This window comes from Shewanella sp. FDAARGOS_354 (genome assembly GCF_002209245.2).
In the GTDB taxonomy this organism is placed as follows: domain Bacteria; phylum Pseudomonadota; class Gammaproteobacteria; order Enterobacterales; family Shewanellaceae; genus Shewanella; species Shewanella xiamenensis.
In genome coordinates, this window is the sequence record NZ_CP022089.2 from 2,618,154 (window position 1) to 2,635,014 (window position 16,861).

The window sequence follows — 16,861 nt, forward strand, 5'->3', positions numbered from 1 at the left end:
CAGATTAACAATGGTCAAAATGGGCGTTTTGCATACACAGCAGATTTATCTGCGCGGCGGATAACAGTGCACACTCTTGTTCGCCAATTATCCTTGCACCTTGAACGACCTCGGGCGTTAAACATACTATAGCCGCACTGTAAGCATTGGTGCGGCCGCAATCGAGCCAACAATCTTCAATCTGTAACCAATAATGGGGGCGACTATCGTCGCAATCGACTTCAAATCCTCGGGCCTCACATTGCAGCAAGGCACACTCGGATAATAATACGCGCAGGTTGTCCCACGCCGATAAACTAGTCTGGGCATAGTTAGCCAACAAGATATTGACCAAGGATTTACTCACCATTTATCTCCAACCAAAAGGCTTTAGCATCGGGTCCTGGCATTGCCTTGGCATATAACCAACCTTGCACATAAGCAACACCAGCTTCTTTTACAAACTCGGCTTCAACACGGGTTTCAACCCCCTCAGCTGTCAAGCTAAAACCTAAACTACTACAAAGCTTGCAAATTTGCAGATATAAAGTACGACCTTTAGGCTCACTGGCATTGGCGAGAATACTGCGATCTAGCTTAATACTGAAGAATCCCCTGATGATTTACAAATAAATCATCAAATTAGAGTGGAAGCGCATCTTGTTGCATGATCAAATGGTTTCGCTAAAAACTACACTTGGACAACAAGATGCGCGAAGCCAATATCCTACAACATTCTTTACACCAATACTGCCCAGAACTTCACCTAAAACGATTAAACAGCTTGATGCTGGCCTCTAAGGCACTGATTGAATGTAAGACACTGACCTTGACTGAGTTAGGTCGAAATTTACCAACCACGGCCCGAACCAAGCACAACATCAAGCGCATTGATCGTTTGCTCGGCAACACGCATCTGCATCAAGAACGGTTAGCTGTCTACCAATGGCATGCCCGCCTCATCTGTTCTGGTAACCCTATGCCGATTGTGCTCGTCGATTGGTCAGACATCCGAGAGCATAAACGCATCATGGCTCTGCGCGCCTCAATAGCCTTCAATGGCCGCTCTATTACCCTGTATGAGAAGTCCTATCCCCTATCAGAACAATGCTCTAAGGCCTCCCACAACGGTTTTTTAGCGGACTTAGCCAAGATTTTACCTTTGCATGTTACCCCTCTCATCGTGACTGACGCGGGGTTCAAAGTGCCTTGGTACAAAGAGGTTGAGGCGCATGGTTGGTTTTGGCTAAGCCGTATTCGCGGTACAGTTCAATTTGCAGATATTGGCGCTGAAAATTGGCGTGCAGTTCGCAGTACACATGACTTGGCCAACGGTCAAGCGAAGAGCCTGGGTTGTAAGACCTTGACCAAAACTAACCCTATCAATTGCCATCTCACGCTTTATCGTAGCAAACCTAAGGGGCGTACAAATCAGCGTTCAACGAGGACTAATTGCCACCATCCATCGGCAAAAACGTACTCAACATCGGCGAAAGAGCCTTGGGTGTTAGCCAGCAATTTACCACCAGAATCTCGGAGCCCAAAGCAGCTGGTAAACCTGTACGCCAAACGTATGCAAATAGAGGAAACCTTTCGTGACCTCAAAAGCCCGGCATACGGCTTTGGCTTACGCCAAAGTCGTACCAACAGTCCAGAGCGATTCGACATCATCCTACTGATAGCGTTGATGGTTCAATGCCTGTTGTGGCTAGTTGGTTTACACGCACAGCAACAGGGCTGGGATAAGCATTTTCAGGCCAATACCATTGGGCATCGAACGGTACTCTCAACGATTCGCTTGGGATTGGAGGTGCTCAGGCGGCCTGATTATCAAATCACGGAGAAAGAATTGCTGGCGGCCTGGGTATTATTCGCCAATCAGTTGCTCAAATATGGCTATGCTATGGCTGATTTATGAGGGGATCCTTCAGAGCTTAATACCATCGACATTGATTCGACTCAGTAGACTTAAACTCGAAAACCCAGTACCAAAATCATCCAACCAAAAACGGAAACCACACTGCTTAAGCTGTTTGATACTGCTATCAATGCGGCTTATATCCAACATGAATGCCGATTCTAACATCTCAATTTCGACCTGATGAGCAACACTACCTAATCTATCATTCATAATCGCTAATAATTGACTATCGGTGATGTTATTTGGGTCAATATTGATACTGACCTTAGGAAAAAAGCCCTCTAATGCCCAACGAGCAAGATCTTCTGCAACGGTATTAATTACAAAACGATCAATAATGTGGGAATAGCCCGCACGTTGAAACGCATCAATAAAATAAGGGCCTTTTAAGGCCCCATACTCATCCCGAAGACGAATTAGCGCCTCAAATCCAACCACTTTACCATCAATTAAAGCAATCTTAGGTTGATAGTGAAGCTGCAATTCACCGGCTAACACCTCTTTGATGGTTTTCTCTAAATTAATTTCAGCCTTTAAAGACTCTGACTGTTTTTTTAGATAATGTGTTTCATTCATCAGCTCAATATCTGCTTGAAATTGAATCCTTTTTATAAGCTCACGATCGAACTCATAGTGTTCACTCATTAAAGAAAATCGCTGTACAAATGGTAGATAAATCAACACACCGATAGCTATCAAAAAACATTGAAATAACACAGAACTAAAATGCCCACTCGCCATATAAGCATTAATAAATGGAGGTGTTATCCAAGGAAAGCTATGAGCATCAAATTCTAGAATACCTATACTGATGGCGCTATAGGCTAATATAAAATTCACTATGGGCGAGAGTATAAATGGCAATAATAATCTAGGGTTAAAAATAATAGGTAAACCATAAATCAATATTTCATTGATATTGAAAAATGCAAAGGGCGTTGCAATCTTAACAATATGGCGTGTTGCACTGTCTTTAGAACTAATGAAAATAGCAATAATGAGCGATAACGTCGCCCCGCTGCCACCGTAAAGAATAAACAAATCCATAAATTGACTCGCGGTTAGATTAGGTACAACCTCAGTCAAGCCATTATCGACACCAATTAATAGTAGATATGCATTATCACCGTGCACACCGAAGCTCCAGAGCACATGGGTTAATAAAATACGGATAAACAATTGGATCCCAATACTAGCGGTTTGCAAAGTATCAATTAGTGGCGAAAAAACCAACTAAGTAAGGCAGATGCTTCGGTAACAAGCATCAATATAACCATAAAACAAATAACTACTGGCAAAAAAATATTCAGATGCTGTTTTAAGTATCGACTCAATGCTTTTCCTTTTACTAAGTCTAGCCATCGCCAAGTAACCAATATGCGCAATAGATATGCCGTTAAAATCGGTAATAAAACCACCCGAGGATCACCTAAAACCACATCAACATAATCAATGCTAAGTACTTCCTCTGTGGTTGGCACATGCAAAGCCAGTATGATGCTAAAGGAGATTGAGCACACAACAATCGCTGAAAGCTGAAGATATTTGGCAAAATGGAAGGAAAGAGAAATAAGCGCAAGCAACGGAAATATCTTTGCAAGCTGCACAGAAAAAAATGTTAAGCCATAAAAAAATGCCGTTGTTTGCCATTCCGGGATCCAACTACTTAATAACGCTATAACCAGTGATAGTAGTGAGTTAACAAGAATAAATGGCAGTAACGCGATAAAGGACTCACGTACAGAGATAAGAAAACTTCTGTCCAGAAAATTTCGAAGTTCAAACATGATATCAGGGTTATTATTGACAACTATTTAATAAAACATAGTCGATCAATCTTTTAGGACACAATCAACCTAAAAAATACTGATTTTTGAAAGCAGAACAACGTAAAATATGGCGGGAAAACGAGTTAACGATGAGCGAGTGCATATGAGCGAATATCAACACTCATAATATAATAATCCCTATCAGAAAAAGTAAAAAAATCTGCAACTTGCATTTTAGCTTTACGAGTATGCGCCGCCAAAGAACGCTCATTTTCATCAGCTATAAACGTCACCAGATAAGTAAAACTAGGCGCAGCTTCTCGGTAAATGCGAGTAACAAGTGCCTCAAAAACGCCTTGGCCACGATATGCTTTATCAACCCAGATAGGACCGTATTGGCAGCTGTTTTGCACCGTTAATTGAGAACCATCGCCATTGATTCGATTCAATCTTTTCAACAAATTGCGATAAATTGGCCAGGTCTCAAAAAACGACCAACGTCCCGCAATCACATAACCTATAATGCGTCCGTTAATTTCAGCGACCACAATCCAATGCTTATCAATTAGCTGAGTTAATTCATTACGATTAAATGCTTGCCCTTCCAAATTGACACCATTAGACATTAACTCATCATTGAGATGCTGGCGCTCTAACGCGGCCAATATATCAACATCTTGTTTAGTTGCTAATCGCGTTTGCATCAGAGGTATGTCCAAGTTGAGCTTATCGCTAGATTTTAAGCGCGTCAGTATACTTAAATAAATACTAAAGACTTTATCTTTTAGGAAAAAATTTGCTAATAACGCTATTGTTTCCCACACTTATTGAATTGTAGGTCATTCACTCGCCATTTTATGCTGCCAGAGACTATCAATCCCCAAATCAGTGTGCTTGACAACGATCTACTTCAAGTCAATTTAGGTCGTTGGATGCAACAATGCGAATTAATAAAAAGTTACTACAGCGCTACCCACGTGTTTGTATTACAGATAACGCAATCGGGTTTTGAAGTGATCGTCAGTTCTGTCAGCGAAACGCCGCTTTTTACTTCTGGCACGCTTTTTCCAAATAACTTCCCGCTCTTTGAAGCATTAAAAAATAGCAACATAGACGGAGATTATCTCAATTTAAGCCGCTTTATGCTCGATGAACTTCCAAGAGATTTTGACGGAATTCAATACATTCTGTCCCGCCCTATTGCATGGCCAGATGGCAGTCAATTTGGTTCACTATGCGTGTTAAACCCCCATATGGCCGATCCTTTAAGCAACAGCGCCATGCTTGAACCTTTCCAAATCCTGCTTCAGCAGGAATTATCCCTGTTATGTCAAAACCATAGAATCGAATCGCTATCAATGCGCGATCAAGAGACCGGCATGCTCAACCATTACGGCTTTATGATGATGGCTCCTAGGCAACTCAATCTTGGACGACGCTTTGGCGCCCATGCGGGGATTCTTTTCTTCGAATTGATTGAAGCTGACTCGCCGGAAAAACGCTTAGAAGAGAAACATCACAGGCTCCTCGGTAATTTGGTTCAAGATACCATTCGCACAGCCGATGTTGCAGCCCATTTCAGCGCGACTCAGTTTGTGGTGTTAGCCTTTGTCGATAGCGAACGCGATATATTGCACATTATAAAGCGGGTCGAAAAACAATTAGAACAGCAAAATCATCACCTTAAACTCGATTCCAGTTACAGTTTCTTTACCCCTGAATCGACGGCTAAGTTAGCGCCCATGATGGAAGATGCTCGCTGTAAACTAAAATCTATGTTGCAAGAGCCAACACAATCGAGCAGTAATCAGGCAAAAGGGATCAATGCCGAGCTTTATAACAACCCCGCTGCAGACTCGGCCGAGTTGTAAAAGTCGCAAACGCTATTATTTTGGCAACTCATCCTGACGCTTCGCCCATTGGATAAATAACACCACAGGATAAGGTGACATCAACACTAAGCCTAAGCCAATTAAGCTTGCGATCAATAACATCCCACTGATTTCTAGACTCCATTGAGTCAACATATAAAACCCAAGTCCACAAACTAACATCAAAACCCCTAACCAATGTAAAAACTTCAACAAATTCATAGTGCTTTTAATACTATCTTGCATATAAACCTCTTTTTATCTCTCGCTAAACTTGTACACTATTGCCATGAATATCGAAAAAGGAACTGAGACAATGTTAAAACAAACATTTCTATTAAGCGCATTACTTTTTGGCTTAACGGCTTGTCAGAGTACTGACGTCGCCCATCAAGACACTGTGTCATTACAGGGAAGCTGGCATATTGAAGCAGTCCAAGGACAACCGACTGTTGATTACAGCTCAGCTCAAATCACCTTCGATGCAGAAGGTAAGCTTTCTGGCAATAACAGCTGCAATAACTTTTTTGGCCAATATAACCAGCAAGGGCAAGAGCTGAAAATCATCCCTGGTGGCAGCACCATGAAAGCCTGTGTCGATTCATTGATGCAGCAAGAGCATAAAGTCATGCAAGCACTACCACTGGTCGCTAAAGCCAAATTAGTGCAAGGACGTCTGACATTACTCAGCAGCGACGATAAACCTGTTTTAGTGTTAACCCAACTGAAATAAAAGTGTATCGATAATAAAAAACCGCCGATTGGCGGTTTTTTATTCGAATCAAATCTTAACTCGATCGATTAACTCTTAGTCGCAGCACTTTCGTTTGCGGCATTTTGCTCTGCAATCACGGCGCTCTGCACCATATCAGCATTGTAATGCTCAACGTCGAGTTCATCTTCCGATTTGGCAATTACAGTCGTCGCCACTAAGTCACCAGAGACGTTCACAACAGTTCGCGCCATATCCAAAATGCGGTCAATCCCCGCAATCAAGGCTACACCTTCTAAGGGTAAGCCCACAGTCGAGAGCACTAGAGTCAACATCACTAAGCCTGCGCCCGGTACCCCCGCGGTGCCGATTGAGGCTAACGTCGCGGTTAAAATAATCGTTAGATAGTCGACCCACGTTAAATCAATCCCAAAGGCCTGCGCCACAAACAGCGCGGTCACGCCTTGGTATAGGGCTGTACCATCCATATTGATGGTGGTGCCTAAGGGCAATACAAAACTGGAGATCTTCTTGTTTACCCCAAGATATTCGCTCGCACATTTCATACTTGCAGGTAAAGTGCCTGCCGAACTTGAGGTGGTAAATGCCACCGCCATCGCATTGCTGATCCCCTTAAAAAAATGCAACGGATTAAGCTTGGCAAATAGGCGCAGCACTATGCTGTAGAAACCTAACACATGGATAATACAGCCAATATAAACGGCAATAATGACTTTAATCAGTGGCCATAGCATATCGATGCCATACTCACCCGCAACCCATGCCATTAGACCAAACACACCATAGGGCGCAAGCTTCATCACCATATCGGTCAACTTGTACATGGCCTCAGCAAGGCTCTCAAACACCTTAATCGCAGGTTTGCCATGGTCGCCAATCAATACCAATGCAATCCCAAGTGCCACGGCAAACACAATGACTTGTAGGATCTGGCCACTCGCCAATGCAGCTACGGGGTTGGTGGGCACTATATCAATAAGCGTTTGCATCACCGAGGGTACTTCTTTGGCCGTACTTACCGCCTCGTGTTGCAACAAAGGAACACCCGCACCAGGCTGAATCACATAGCCCACCACTAAGCCTAGGCTTATCGCAATCGCCGTCGTACAGAGATAAAACGCAAAGGATTTAAAACCAATCCGGCCCATTTTGGCGGTATCTTCCATTGAGGTGACACCAACAATCAAGGAACAAAAGACTAAAGGCACAATCAGCATTTTGATGGTATTCACAAACAGCGTGCCAATAGGTTTTAGGTAGGAAGCCTGCTCGCCTAAAGTGACCCCCACCAGAATCCCGAGCACCATACCAACGAAAATTTGTAGCCACAGGGGCACTGACATCCAAGAAGACCAGATCCGGCCTAAGGCTGATGACCTTTGTTTTGACATGTTTATAACCTTGAATTTGAAATGATGATAGGGCAAAGCCTTATCCTTGGCGGGACTAACCTTCAATTAGCCAGCCGCCGAGTCTACCATAAGCAATAAAACTTTAAGGATGATCTATATCACGTTGATATCAACCGCGGCAAAATCCAGCTAAAGCATCGCTTAGGCCTCGAATTGCGCCGTATTGTCTGACGGAGCAAAACGTTGACGATACAACGATGCAGGCGGCTGCTCGCGCTCAATAAGGTAGCTCCAGTAGTCATCATCGAAACCGCTAAAGAGTGACTGATTTTCCCCCTGAGATTTGAGGATCAAATACCACCAAACCAACCCCCATAAGCCAAAGGTAACTAAAGTTAGCATAAAGTGCATCCCATGGTTAACTTGAAAATCTTTATGAGCATCATAAGGTTGTAAGAATATTGGTTTAAACCGACGAGTTGATTTAACGAATCCCATAATCGCGCCACTTCTGCTAGTGAAAACCTTATTCAAGCCTAGCAGATTAGACTTTAGCCGTACAAAATTTAACCGCAATTAAAGGGCGATAGGGATCTGTGCTCACTCGTTCTGATGGGGGGTTCCGTGCTACAGTGTATGCCTAACTCATCCCGATACATCAGCGTCATCCCAAACACAAGAGCGGTAAATGCCATTAACCGCCGAGGAGTTGTTAAATGTTGATCCGTAAAGCTAAAGTGCAAGATCTTAGCGCCCTAGTCCAATTTAATCAGGCAATGGCGCAAGAGACTGAAGGTCTTGCCTTAGATGAAACCACGCTTATCAAAGGCGTCAATACCCTACTTAATCATCCCGAAAAAGGCTTTTATCTGGTAGCTGAAATCGAAGGAGAAATTGTCGGCTCGCTGATGGTTACCTTCGAGTGGAGCGACTGGCGCGCCAAAGATTACTACTGGATCCAGAGCGTATATATTCGCCCGCAAAATCGCCGTCAGGGGATTTATGGCAGACTCTATGCTGAAGTAAAACAATTGGCCGAGGCCAATGGTGGCGCCGCCAGCTTCCGTTTATATGTCGAGCAGGAAAACCTCGCAGCCCAGCAAACCTACCAAGCCTTAGGGATGAAGCAAAGTTACTATCTAATGTACGAAGAAAAGTAATAAAAAAGGATCGAGCAATGCTCGATCCTTTCATTTAAACCGCTTATATATCTCAGTCTTAACTGAGTAGACCAAATAGAATCGCCGTCATCGCCAGTAAACCCGCAATCACCACAAACACATTGCTGATACGGTGACGATAAGCTTTTAGTGCCGGCACTTTATACACAGCATACATTGGCATTAAGTACAAAATCGCCGCAATCACTGGGCCGCCTAGCGCCTCAATCATTCCCAGAATACTTGGGTTTTTAATCGCAACGCCCCAAATGGTGGCAAACATAAACACGAGGATAAACTTGTTCAGCTTATTGTCACAGACTTGCTTATTGCTTGAGCGTAATTGCTTAACAATAATGCCCTTCATACCTTCAGTCGCGCCCATATAGTGACCAAAGAAGGAAGAAACAATCGCGATAAAGGCAATGAAAGGCCCGAAATAACTGACAAAACCGCTATCATGCACGTTTGCTAAATAGGACAAAATCGGCAGGTTCTTTGCCTTCGCTTCGGCCAATTGTTCAGGCGACAATGACAACACGCAGGAGAACACAAATAGCATCACAAAGCCGACTAACATCATTGACGTATTACGCAGGATCACATCGGCCTTACGTGCGGCATTGCCGCCATGGTCGCGCTTAAGGGAAACCGAAAATTGCGAAATCGCCGGAGAATGGTTAAAGGCAAACACCAGTACAGGGATGGTTAGCCATACTGTGCCTAAAAAGGCGCCGGTTTCAGGCACAACTTGCAGTGCATCCATTTTCCATTCAGGAATAAGATACAAAGACATAAAGGCCAAAATCCCTACCAGCGGATACACCAGCAGTTGAGTCACCTTCAACATAAATTGCTCACCGGCAACCATCACGGCCATCATGCCGAAAATCAAGATACCAGAAAGCAGAAAACGCGGCGGTGATGCCATGCCCAATTGGTTGACGATAAAACTATCAACAGTATTGGTGATCCCCACGCCATAGATCAGCACAATCGGATAGATCGCTAAAAAATAGAGCAGCGTAATCGCCTTGCCCGCGCCAATCCCAAAGTGTTCTTCAACCACTTGGGTAATATCACTGCCAGGAATGCTCGATGAACAAACAAAGCGTGAAAGACCACGGTGGGCCAAATAGGTCATAGGTCCGATGATGATGGCCATCAAGACTAAGGGCCAAAAACCACCCATACCCGCATTGATAGGTAGAAAGAGAATGCCCGCCCCCACAGCGGTACCAAATAAACTCAGCATCCAAGTAGTATCTTGGCGCGTCCAAGGTAAGCGTCTTGTTGTGCTTTCTTGCGTGCTTTGAGGTGTTTCTAAAACACTGATCGCATCTTTTTGCATAGTAAAATTACCTTACGGTGAAACCGCATAAAAAATTCGGCGTAAGGATAGCGAAAAAGCTTAAGCAAAAGTTGATCTAAAACCATTTTAAGTAATGGAATTTCAAATAAAGCTGGGATTGAGATCTAGATCTATGAATTTATGTAATAAATTTTCAATGGTGCATCAAAGTGATCACAATTAATCACCAAGAAAGTACAGTAAATTTACCCTTAAGCCTAAATGGCGACATTACTCTGTCGTCGATAAAAGCCACAAAAACGTGTTAAGTCGCAAAAAACCGATAAATACAACAAAGCTCAAACAACCACTATAAAAACTTGAACTAGATCACTAGCGGCATTGTTAAATTTTTACATTTTGTAACGTTGAACAACCTATAAAAAGCCCACCCAATAAAAAGGCCCACCTAAGTGGGCCAATGAATCACCACCCGACTAGCGCAGCATTATTGGGCTTTTTGCAGCACCAACTCAGTGGTTGAGACTACGGCTGGCGCAATATCAGCTTCCTTAAACAGTAAAGGACGGAAACTCTTACTGCTGGAATACAGATTGCTTTGGTCGGTAAACGAAGGCGACAGTATATTGCTCGACTCAGAATAAGTGAGTATGCCGCGCGCAACAGGGCCCTCATCGGTAAAGCTCACCGCCATCATCCAACTTGAACCATAACGTATTTGATATCCCTTCGCCGTTAAGCCAGAACCCATGGCTTTGCCTGTAACGACGTCCATCAGAGGCGCATATTTATGTTGTGGAATTAACGTATCGTCGCCTGATAAGCTAGTTGAAAACACGTTAAAACCACCCTCAGCGTTGTGACTCCCTGGCCAAGGTAGACGCGCTCCGCTGGCAGTGCCATCGGGAAGAGACTTCTCGACAAACTGCACATCACCTAGCGGTGCATCTAAAGCAAAACCTGCGGCTTCTAAATTCAGCACCGCATGGGCAAGCGCCACTAATGCACTGCCGTCGGTAGCCAGTGTATTCGGAGTGGTCGCCGCATTCGCGGGATCAAATCTCTTGGTCAGCATCGTCTTTTGATTAAACTGATGGGCAAATTCGCGCAGTAAGGCGCCGCCTTTGCTGTCATTATCTTGCTTACCATTCCAGGCTTTTAACGCCGCACAAGCTGAGGTGAGATCTTTTGATAAACTGGCAGACACTACCACAGGCGTACTGCCTTGTGCCTCACATTGGGCAATTAATGCCGGCAAGACCAGTTCAGCCAAGTAACTACGATTTGATAATACGGCAGCCTCCAACTCTTGGAGATTGAACTTACCATCGCTGCCTGCCGCATCCTGCATTAGCGTTAATCCCATACGGGTACGCAGTGATAATTGCCCTGCTTCTGGGCCATACATAGGCGAGAAGTAGGTCAGGGGCTCATTCAAGTTTGTTGACCAGAAGGAGTCATTGGAGTTTTGCACAAAGTCACTACGCTCCAGCTTAGGCGCACGTTCATAGGGCGTGGGGCCACTAAAGCTAAACAAGGAAGTATTACCCGGCAAAATAGTAAAGCCTGCTTTCTCTTTTGCCGCCTTAATATCGGGCGAAGTCTTTAACAGCACAACGGCAGACTCGGACAAACCGGGTACTGTCGAGTCATCGATATAGAAGGCATTGCCCTCTTTATCGGCATACATAGTGTTGTTGAAAATAACCCCGTCGTAATCTTTAAAGGCTTGTTGAAATTCATCTTTATTGGTCGCTAAGTTCATGGCGAGCCAGTGATCGACAGGATCCATTGTCGCCATATTGGCATCTTGGATCATAAAGGCACTGCCATCATCCCAACCAAAAGGCGCAAGCGTAGGTGGCGCCTCAACCATAGGGCCTTTGGCCGTGGTGTAAATATCCTTTTCAGCCACTAACATGCCCGCAGGACCGGCGTTCACTATGATAGAAACCGTCTCTTTATTGATCGGCATGGGCTTACCATCAAACAGATATTGCAATCTATCGCCCGAGACCAACTCAAGGTTGTACATCACAAAATGCTCAGCAGTTGAGAAGGTATGAGTCCAAGCTAAGTCTTTGTTAAAACCTATATTGATCGGGCCAGGCATCCCCACCAGCGAGCCACCCATCATATCTAAATGCCCAGGAATAGTGATATGGGATTGCCAGAAACGCAGGTTACCCGTGTGCGGGAAATGCGGGTTGCCGAGCACCATACCGCGGCCATTTTCGGTCTTGTCTTTACCGAGTCCCCAGCCGTTAGAACCTAAATCCCGTGGATTGGTTTCTGGCGTGGTAATACGGGCTGCGCGGGCAATCAATTTAGACTGCATATCGCTGACAAACGCGGTCTGCTCTTGGCTCGGCGCTGGACCCACGATACGTGGCATATATTCCTGTGCATCCCCGGGATTAGCGTAGAAAATCAAATCGAGGAAGTTAGCCGCTCCGGGTAACAATGCAATGGAAAACAAATAAGTGACCACATCTTCAGGCACGATAGGTTTTACCCAAGGTTGGCCGCCACAGAAAGGTTCTGCTGTTTGTTTGCCCGCCTCCACATCCGCAAGATACTGGTTATAACCCGCGGTAAAACCTTGGATCAATGCACGAGAGCGTTCACTAAACTGCGGCCACTTAGCTTCGGCTTGCTCACGGATTTTTAAGGCTTTGTAGGCAAAATCGGAGATTAAGTTGCCATTATCTTCGGCGGTAGGTAGCCCTGTGGTGAAATCTATCGACGCATGGGGGCCAAAGTACATAGAGCGCTGGGAATTCGCCTTAATGAAACCATCGGCGAGCACGCAGAGGTTGTCCTGCGCTTGTGCGTAACCGCTACCAAAACCTAGGCTTTCTAAATTGTCGGCTTGGATATGGGGTACGCCGTAGGTGGTTCGTCGGATATTGGCTTTGAGTAAGCCATTAGGGGCAAAGGTTTGCAGTTGGGTTTCAGGTTCGGTTGGTGGAGTACTATCTTCGCTATCGTTACAGCCTGTGAGCATCACCCCGCAGGCCATCCCCATCGCGATCATGAGTTTGTTGAATTTCATTATTATTATCTCTTAATTTTGGTTCCTTTAATGACATCGCTTTACTGCTTAAATCAGCTAACTTACTGAAGGAGCAATAATGGCATGTCGCTTCCTGATGCTCTGCTATGGCTATTTGCTTCCCAAACATTTGCTTTTACTGAGCTGTTTTTACTGAGTCATAGCAATGAATATGGCAGAATAGAAAACCCATAGGCGAGACACCTCCGACCATTTAAGCAATGATCCATATGAGCGTCCACTTTAAAAATCAAAATAAATAACTTATATGCAACAAAATATTATCAAGGTAATCGTTGGGTCGAAAAACCCCGTCAAAGTGAATGCTGCGACCAATGCGATGAAGCTGCTGTTTCCTGAATCCCAGATTGAAACCCTCAGCATGGACGCACCTTCTGGCGTCCCCGCCCAACCCATGACAGATAGCGATACCCGCCAAGGTGCAGTGAATCGCGTTAACTATTGCCAACGGCATACCGAAGCTGATTATTATTTTGCGATGGAAGGCGGCGTCGACCATTTCGAGTTTGGCCCAGCAACCTTTGCCTATATTGCGATTGCTCACCAGCAACGCTTAAGCATTGGCCGTGGCGCACTGTTACCGCTGCCGATGCAGGTTTATCAGGCACTTGAAGCGGGTGAAGAGCTGGGTCATGTGATGGATAGACTGTTTAATACTGTCAATATCAAACAAAAAGGTGGCGCAATAGGCCTGCTCACCCACGGCCATGCCACCCGTGAAAGCAATTATACCCAAGCGATCATCCTCGCGATGGCGCCGTTTTTAAATCCCGAGATTTACCCATAAATTTGTTAATAAAATATTGCAAAACAACGTAAAGCCCGCTAATTTAGTTGTAACTTGCAACTAAATTATGCGATATAAGCCTAGCTAGCCCACCGGCTTGCAATACTCGTCAGGCTCAACGTTGCATAACGTAAAGGCGTTTAATTAAACTATGGCAAATGATTTAGACTCATCTAGCCAACTCCGGCAGCTCTCTCGCTATATGGTGAGGCATCTAGGCATGCTTAACGCAGCAGTCGGTGATTTACCTCTCTCCCCCGTGCAAGCCCATGCTTTGCTTGAGATCGGTAATCAACCGCAAACCATTAAAGATCTCGCCAGTAAACTAAGCATTGATAAATCCAATGCTAGCCGAGCAATAAAGCACTTAATCGATAAGCATCTCGCCCAGAGCCAAATGCACCCTAAGGATAGTCGTTGCCTTGTCGTACAACTGACGCCTACAGGTAAAAAGTTACTCGCAAAACTCAATAGCCAACAAAATCAGCTTTTTCAAGAAATCTTAGCGCAACTCACCTCTGATCAAATCCACCATATTGAGCAAGCCCTCATGCAGTACAACCAAGCAATAGACAAAGCCAAACAACAGTCAGGCTGCATAATTCGTGCAGCCTCAGCCACCGATGATGCCGCCATAGCCCAAGTTATCCGCGATGTATCTGCCGAATATGGTTTAACCGCAGATAAAGGCTATAGCGTGGCCGACCCGACCTTAGATTGTTTAAGTCAGATTTATTCGCAAGCGGGTGCTCAATATTGGGTTGTTGAATATGAAGGTAGAGTCGTTGGTGGTGCAGGCATTGCCCCACTTGCCAATAATGCAGGCATTTGTGAACTACAAAAAATGTACTTTATGCCCGAAATCCGCGGTAAAGGCTTAGCTAAGCGTTTAGCACTACTCGCTCTCGACTTTGCCCGTCAAACGGGTTACCAAAGCTGCTACTTAGAAACGACTGCGATATTAAAAGAAGCACTCAAGCTCTATGAACACTTAGGTTTTTACTCTCTGAGCGCACCACTAGGAAATACCGGCCACGATGCCTGTGAGATCCCGATGTTATTACCATTGCAACCTAAATAATTCCATTTAGCAGACCACGGATGGTCTGCCAACCGAGTAAATCCCCGCTATATTCTTCGCTAAACATCCTGCCTGATAATAAGCGGCAATCAATGCCAACCAACACAGTTAATCACTTATTCAACTAAAATCAGTCTTTAATTCTCCTTATTAGCATAGAGTTTTAGTGGCTAACCATATTAAAATACACATAAAATCATTCAGTTAAATGATGTTTATTTGAAATGATTTTGCTGCATTATTGTTAAAGCATTAAATAGGGAAGCCCATGCTAAATTGGATTTTTGGTGATAATAATCTCACCCTGCGGGAAATATGTGTTAATAACGAGCTGTCTACAGCCAAGAAAATTCAAAAAATTAATAAGTACCTCGCCAATGGCGGTGATATTAATTTTATTGATCCCGATATTTCCCCCTGTAATGTGTTAGTCCCGCTTTCTCGTAGCCCTGAATCCGACCTCGAATTAATACAATATCTGCTGGATAATGGCGCTAAAATTGAATGCAATGGTTTTAGCGCCTTACACTCAGCGCTTGAATTTAATAATCCTGAGTTCTGAAGGATCCCCTCATAAATCAGCCATAGCATAGCCATATTTGAGCAACTGATTGGCGAATAATACCCAGGCCGCCAGCAATTCTTTCTCCGTGATTTGATAATCAGGCCGCCTGAGCACCTCCAATCCCAAGCGAATCGTTGAGAGTACCGTTCGATGCCCAATGGTATTGGCCTGAAAATGCTTATCCCAGCCCTGTTGCTGTGCGTGTAAACCAACTAGCCACAACAGGCATTGAACCATCAACGCTATCAGTAGGATGATGTCGAATCGCTCTGGACTGTTGGTACGACTTTGGCGTAAGCCAAAGCCGTATGCCGGGCTTTTGAGGTCACGAAAGGTTTCCTCTATTTGCATACGTTTGGCGTACAGGTTTACCAGCTGCTTTGGGCTCCGAGATTCTGGTGGTAAATTGCTGGCTAACACCCAAGGCTCTTTCGCCGATGTTGAGTACGTTTTTGCCGATGGATGGTGGCAATTAGTCCTCGTTGAACGCTGATTTGTACGCCCCTTAGGTTTGCTACGATAAAGCGTGAGATGGCAATTGATAGGGTTAGTTTTGGTCAAGGTCTTACAACCCAGGCTCTTCGCTTGACCGTTGGCCAAGTCATGTGTACTGCGAACTGCACGCCAATTTTCAGCGCCAATATCTGCAAATTGAACTGTACCGCGAATACGGCTTAGCCAAAACCAACCATGCGCCTCAACCTCTTTGTACCAAGGCACTTTGAACCCCGCGTCAGTCACGATGAGAGGGGTAACATGCAAAGGTAAAATCTTGGCTAAGTCCGCTAAAAAACCGTTGTGGGAGGCCTTAGAGCATTGTTCTGATAGGGGATAGGACTTCTCATACAGGGTAATAGAGCGGCCATTGAAGGCTATTGAGGCGCGCAGAGCCATGATGCGTTTATGCTCTCGGATGTCTGACCAATCGACGAGCACAATCGGCATAGGGTTACCAGAACAGATGAGGCTGGCATGCCATTGGTAGACAGCTAACCGTTCTTGATGCAGATGCGTGTTGCCGAGCAAACGATCAATGCGCTTGATGTTGTGCTTGGTTCGGGCCGTGGTTGGTAAATTTCGACCTAACTCAGTCAAGGTCAGTGTCTTACATTCAATCAGTGCCTTAGAGGCCAGCATCAAGCTGTTTAATCGTTTTAGGTGAAGTTCTGGGCAGTATTGGTGTAAAGAATGTTGTAGGATATTGGCTTCGCGCATCTTGTTGTCCAAGTGTAGTTTTTAGCGAAACCATTTGATC

General features: G+C 44.7%; 18 protein-coding genes. 7 read left to right on the forward strand and 11 right to left on the reverse strand.

Going from position 1 to position 16,861, the window contains the following annotated elements; genetic code table 11:
• Positions 1 to 4 precede the first annotated feature (4 nt).
• Together CEQ32_RS11820 and CEQ32_RS11825 are read right to left on the reverse strand one after the other, a co-directional pair.
• On the reverse strand, positions 5 to 346 hold the full coding sequence (locus tag CEQ32_RS11820; RefSeq protein ID WP_083848334.1) for a hypothetical protein: 342 nt from the start codon (positions 344 to 346) through the stop codon (positions 5 to 7).
• Positions 339 to 602, reverse strand: a complete 264-nt coding sequence (locus CEQ32_RS11825; protein WP_088586079.1) for an EAL domain-containing protein — start codon at positions 600 to 602, stop codon at positions 339 to 341. Before CEQ32_RS11825 ends, CEQ32_RS11820 begins: the two co-directional genes overlap by 8 nt.
• Before the next feature lie 86 nt (positions 603 to 688).
• Between CEQ32_RS11825 and CEQ32_RS11830 the strand changes: the two genes are divergently transcribed.
• Entirely contained in the window at positions 689 to 1,897 is a 1,209-nt protein-coding gene (locus tag CEQ32_RS11830; protein WP_088585397.1) for an IS4-like element IS10A family transposase, read from the forward strand.
• A 9-nt stretch (positions 1,898 to 1,906) separates the two neighbouring features.
• Here CEQ32_RS11830 and CEQ32_RS11835 read toward each other — a convergent pair whose 3' ends face one another.
• The 3 genes from CEQ32_RS11835 to CEQ32_RS11840 form a co-directional block, all read right to left on the reverse strand.
• Positions 1,907 to 3,079, reverse strand: coding sequence for an EAL domain-containing protein (locus CEQ32_RS11835; RefSeq protein WP_240199971.1), 1,173 nt, complete (start codon positions 3,077 to 3,079; stop codon positions 1,907 to 1,909).
• A 35-nt stretch (positions 3,080 to 3,114) separates the two neighbouring features.
• On the reverse strand, positions 3,115 to 3,687 hold the full coding sequence (locus CEQ32_RS23125) for a hypothetical protein (RefSeq protein ID WP_226871821.1): 573 nt from the start codon (positions 3,685 to 3,687) through the stop codon (positions 3,115 to 3,117).
• 125 nt (positions 3,688 to 3,812) lie between these two features.
• A complete protein-coding gene (locus CEQ32_RS11840; RefSeq protein ID WP_088586984.1) occupies positions 3,813 to 4,373 on the reverse strand; it encodes a GNAT family N-acetyltransferase in 561 nt (186 codons plus the stop codon).
• Between the two features lie 153 nt (positions 4,374 to 4,526).
• Here CEQ32_RS11840 and CEQ32_RS11845 point away from each other — a divergent pair, with 153 nt between their 5' ends.
• Positions 4,527 to 5,540, forward strand: coding sequence for a GGDEF domain-containing protein (locus tag CEQ32_RS11845; protein ID WP_037429465.1), 1,014 nt, complete (start codon positions 4,527 to 4,529; stop codon positions 5,538 to 5,540).
• Positions 5,541 to 5,555: 15 nt separating this feature from the next.
• On the opposite strand, the gene CEQ32_RS11850 is transcribed toward CEQ32_RS11845, so the two are convergent.
• Positions 5,556 to 5,786, reverse strand: a complete 231-nt coding sequence (locus tag CEQ32_RS11850) for a hypothetical protein (RefSeq protein ID WP_037414628.1) — start codon at positions 5,784 to 5,786, stop codon at positions 5,556 to 5,558.
• 70 nt (positions 5,787 to 5,856) lie between these two features.
• On the opposite strand from CEQ32_RS11850, the gene CEQ32_RS11855 reads away from it, so the two are divergent.
• Positions 5,857 to 6,273: an META domain-containing protein gene (locus CEQ32_RS11855; RefSeq protein WP_037429466.1), complete on the forward strand. Its 417-nt coding sequence runs from the start codon at positions 5,857 to 5,859 to the stop codon at positions 6,271 to 6,273.
• A 68-nt stretch (positions 6,274 to 6,341) separates the two neighbouring features.
• On the opposite strand, the gene CEQ32_RS11860 is transcribed toward CEQ32_RS11855, so the two are convergent.
• Both CEQ32_RS11860 and CEQ32_RS11865 read right to left on the reverse strand, forming a co-directional pair.
• Positions 6,342 to 7,664, reverse strand: a complete 1,323-nt coding sequence (locus CEQ32_RS11860; protein ID WP_037429470.1) for a dicarboxylate/amino acid:cation symporter — start codon at positions 7,662 to 7,664, stop codon at positions 6,342 to 6,344.
• Between the two features lie 162 nt (positions 7,665 to 7,826).
• Positions 7,827 to 8,123, reverse strand: coding sequence for a DUF4234 domain-containing protein (locus CEQ32_RS11865; protein WP_037429472.1), 297 nt, complete (start codon positions 8,121 to 8,123; stop codon positions 7,827 to 7,829).
• Between the two features lie 218 nt (positions 8,124 to 8,341).
• Here CEQ32_RS11865 and CEQ32_RS11870 point away from each other — a divergent pair, with 218 nt between their 5' ends.
• Positions 8,342 to 8,785, forward strand: coding sequence for a GNAT family N-acetyltransferase (locus CEQ32_RS11870; RefSeq protein WP_037414619.1), 444 nt, complete (start codon positions 8,342 to 8,344; stop codon positions 8,783 to 8,785).
• Between the two features lie 58 nt (positions 8,786 to 8,843).
• On the opposite strand, the gene CEQ32_RS11875 is transcribed toward CEQ32_RS11870, so the two are convergent.
• The gene (locus CEQ32_RS11875; RefSeq protein WP_037414617.1) at positions 8,844 to 10,136 is read right to left on the reverse strand and encodes an HAAAP family serine/threonine permease; all 1,293 of its coding nucleotides are present in this window, start codon (positions 10,134 to 10,136) and stop codon (positions 8,844 to 8,846) included.
• Between the two features lie 448 nt (positions 10,137 to 10,584).
• Positions 10,585 to 13,152, reverse strand: a complete 2,568-nt coding sequence (locus CEQ32_RS11880) for an acylase (protein ID WP_088586080.1) — start codon at positions 13,150 to 13,152, stop codon at positions 10,585 to 10,587.
• 268 nt (positions 13,153 to 13,420) lie between these two features.
• On the opposite strand from CEQ32_RS11880, the gene yjjX reads away from it, so the two are divergent.
• The 3 genes from yjjX (at position 13,421) to CEQ32_RS11895 (ending at position 15,603) form a co-directional block, all read left to right on the forward strand.
• Positions 13,421 to 13,960, forward strand: a complete 540-nt coding sequence (gene yjjX, locus CEQ32_RS11885; RefSeq protein ID WP_037414615.1) for an inosine/xanthosine triphosphatase — start codon at positions 13,421 to 13,423, stop codon at positions 13,958 to 13,960.
• A 151-nt stretch (positions 13,961 to 14,111) separates the two neighbouring features.
• Positions 14,112 to 15,041 (forward strand): bifunctional helix-turn-helix transcriptional regulator/GNAT family N-acetyltransferase, encoded by a 930-nt coding sequence (locus CEQ32_RS11890; protein WP_037429474.1) that lies wholly within the window; start codon positions 14,112 to 14,114, stop codon positions 15,039 to 15,041.
• 268 nt (positions 15,042 to 15,309) lie between these two features.
• Positions 15,310 to 15,603 carry a hypothetical protein gene (locus CEQ32_RS11895; protein ID WP_088586081.1) on the forward strand — a complete coding sequence of 98 codons (294 nt, stop codon included), beginning with the start codon at positions 15,310 to 15,312 and terminating at the stop codon, positions 15,601 to 15,603.
• A gap of 9 nt (positions 15,604 to 15,612) precedes the next feature.
• Here CEQ32_RS11895 and CEQ32_RS11900 read toward each other — a convergent pair whose 3' ends face one another.
• Entirely contained in the window at positions 15,613 to 16,821 is a 1,209-nt protein-coding gene (locus tag CEQ32_RS11900; protein ID WP_001206290.1) for an IS4-like element IS10A family transposase, read from the reverse strand.
• Positions 16,822 to 16,861: the final 40 nt, after the last annotated feature.

Bases quoted from the DNA above. Each gene is read 5' to 3' on its own strand.
- CEQ32_RS11830 (WP_088585397.1), top strand. From the start codon at position 689: ATGCGCGAAGCCAATATCCTACAACATTCTTTACACCAATACTGCCCA.
- CEQ32_RS23125 (WP_226871821.1), bottom strand. From the start codon at position 3,687: ATGTTTGAACTTCGAAATTTTCTGGACAGAAGTTTTCTTATCTCTGTA.
- CEQ32_RS11840 (WP_088586984.1), bottom strand. From the start codon at position 4,373: ATGCAAACGCGATTAGCAACTAAACAAGATGTTGATATATTGGCCGCG.
- CEQ32_RS11845 (WP_037429465.1), top strand. From the start codon at position 4,527: ATGCTGCCAGAGACTATCAATCCCCAAATCAGTGTGCTTGACAACGAT.
- CEQ32_RS11850 (WP_037414628.1), bottom strand. From the start codon at position 5,786: ATGCAAGATAGTATTAAAAGCACTATGAATTTGTTGAAGTTTTTACAT.
- CEQ32_RS11855 (WP_037429466.1), top strand. From the start codon at position 5,857: ATGTTAAAACAAACATTTCTATTAAGCGCATTACTTTTTGGCTTAACG.
- CEQ32_RS11860 (WP_037429470.1), bottom strand. From the start codon at position 7,664: ATGTCAAAACAAAGGTCATCAGCCTTAGGCCGGATCTGGTCTTCTTGG.
- CEQ32_RS11865 (WP_037429472.1), bottom strand. From the start codon at position 8,123: ATGGGATTCGTTAAATCAACTCGTCGGTTTAAACCAATATTCTTACAA.
- CEQ32_RS11870 (WP_037414619.1), top strand. From the start codon at position 8,342: ATGTTGATCCGTAAAGCTAAAGTGCAAGATCTTAGCGCCCTAGTCCAA.
- CEQ32_RS11875 (WP_037414617.1), bottom strand. From the start codon at position 10,136: ATGCAAAAAGATGCGATCAGTGTTTTAGAAACACCTCAAAGCACGCAA.
- CEQ32_RS11880 (WP_088586080.1), bottom strand. From the start codon at position 13,152: ATGAAATTCAACAAACTCATGATCGCGATGGGGATGGCCTGCGGGGTG.
- yjjX (WP_037414615.1), top strand. From the start codon at position 13,421: ATGCAACAAAATATTATCAAGGTAATCGTTGGGTCGAAAAACCCCGTC.
- CEQ32_RS11890 (WP_037429474.1), top strand. From the start codon at position 14,112: ATGGCAAATGATTTAGACTCATCTAGCCAACTCCGGCAGCTCTCTCGC.
- CEQ32_RS11895 (WP_088586081.1), top strand. From the start codon at position 15,310: ATGCTAAATTGGATTTTTGGTGATAATAATCTCACCCTGCGGGAAATA.
- CEQ32_RS11900 (WP_001206290.1), bottom strand. From the start codon at position 16,821: ATGCGCGAAGCCAATATCCTACAACATTCTTTACACCAATACTGCCCA.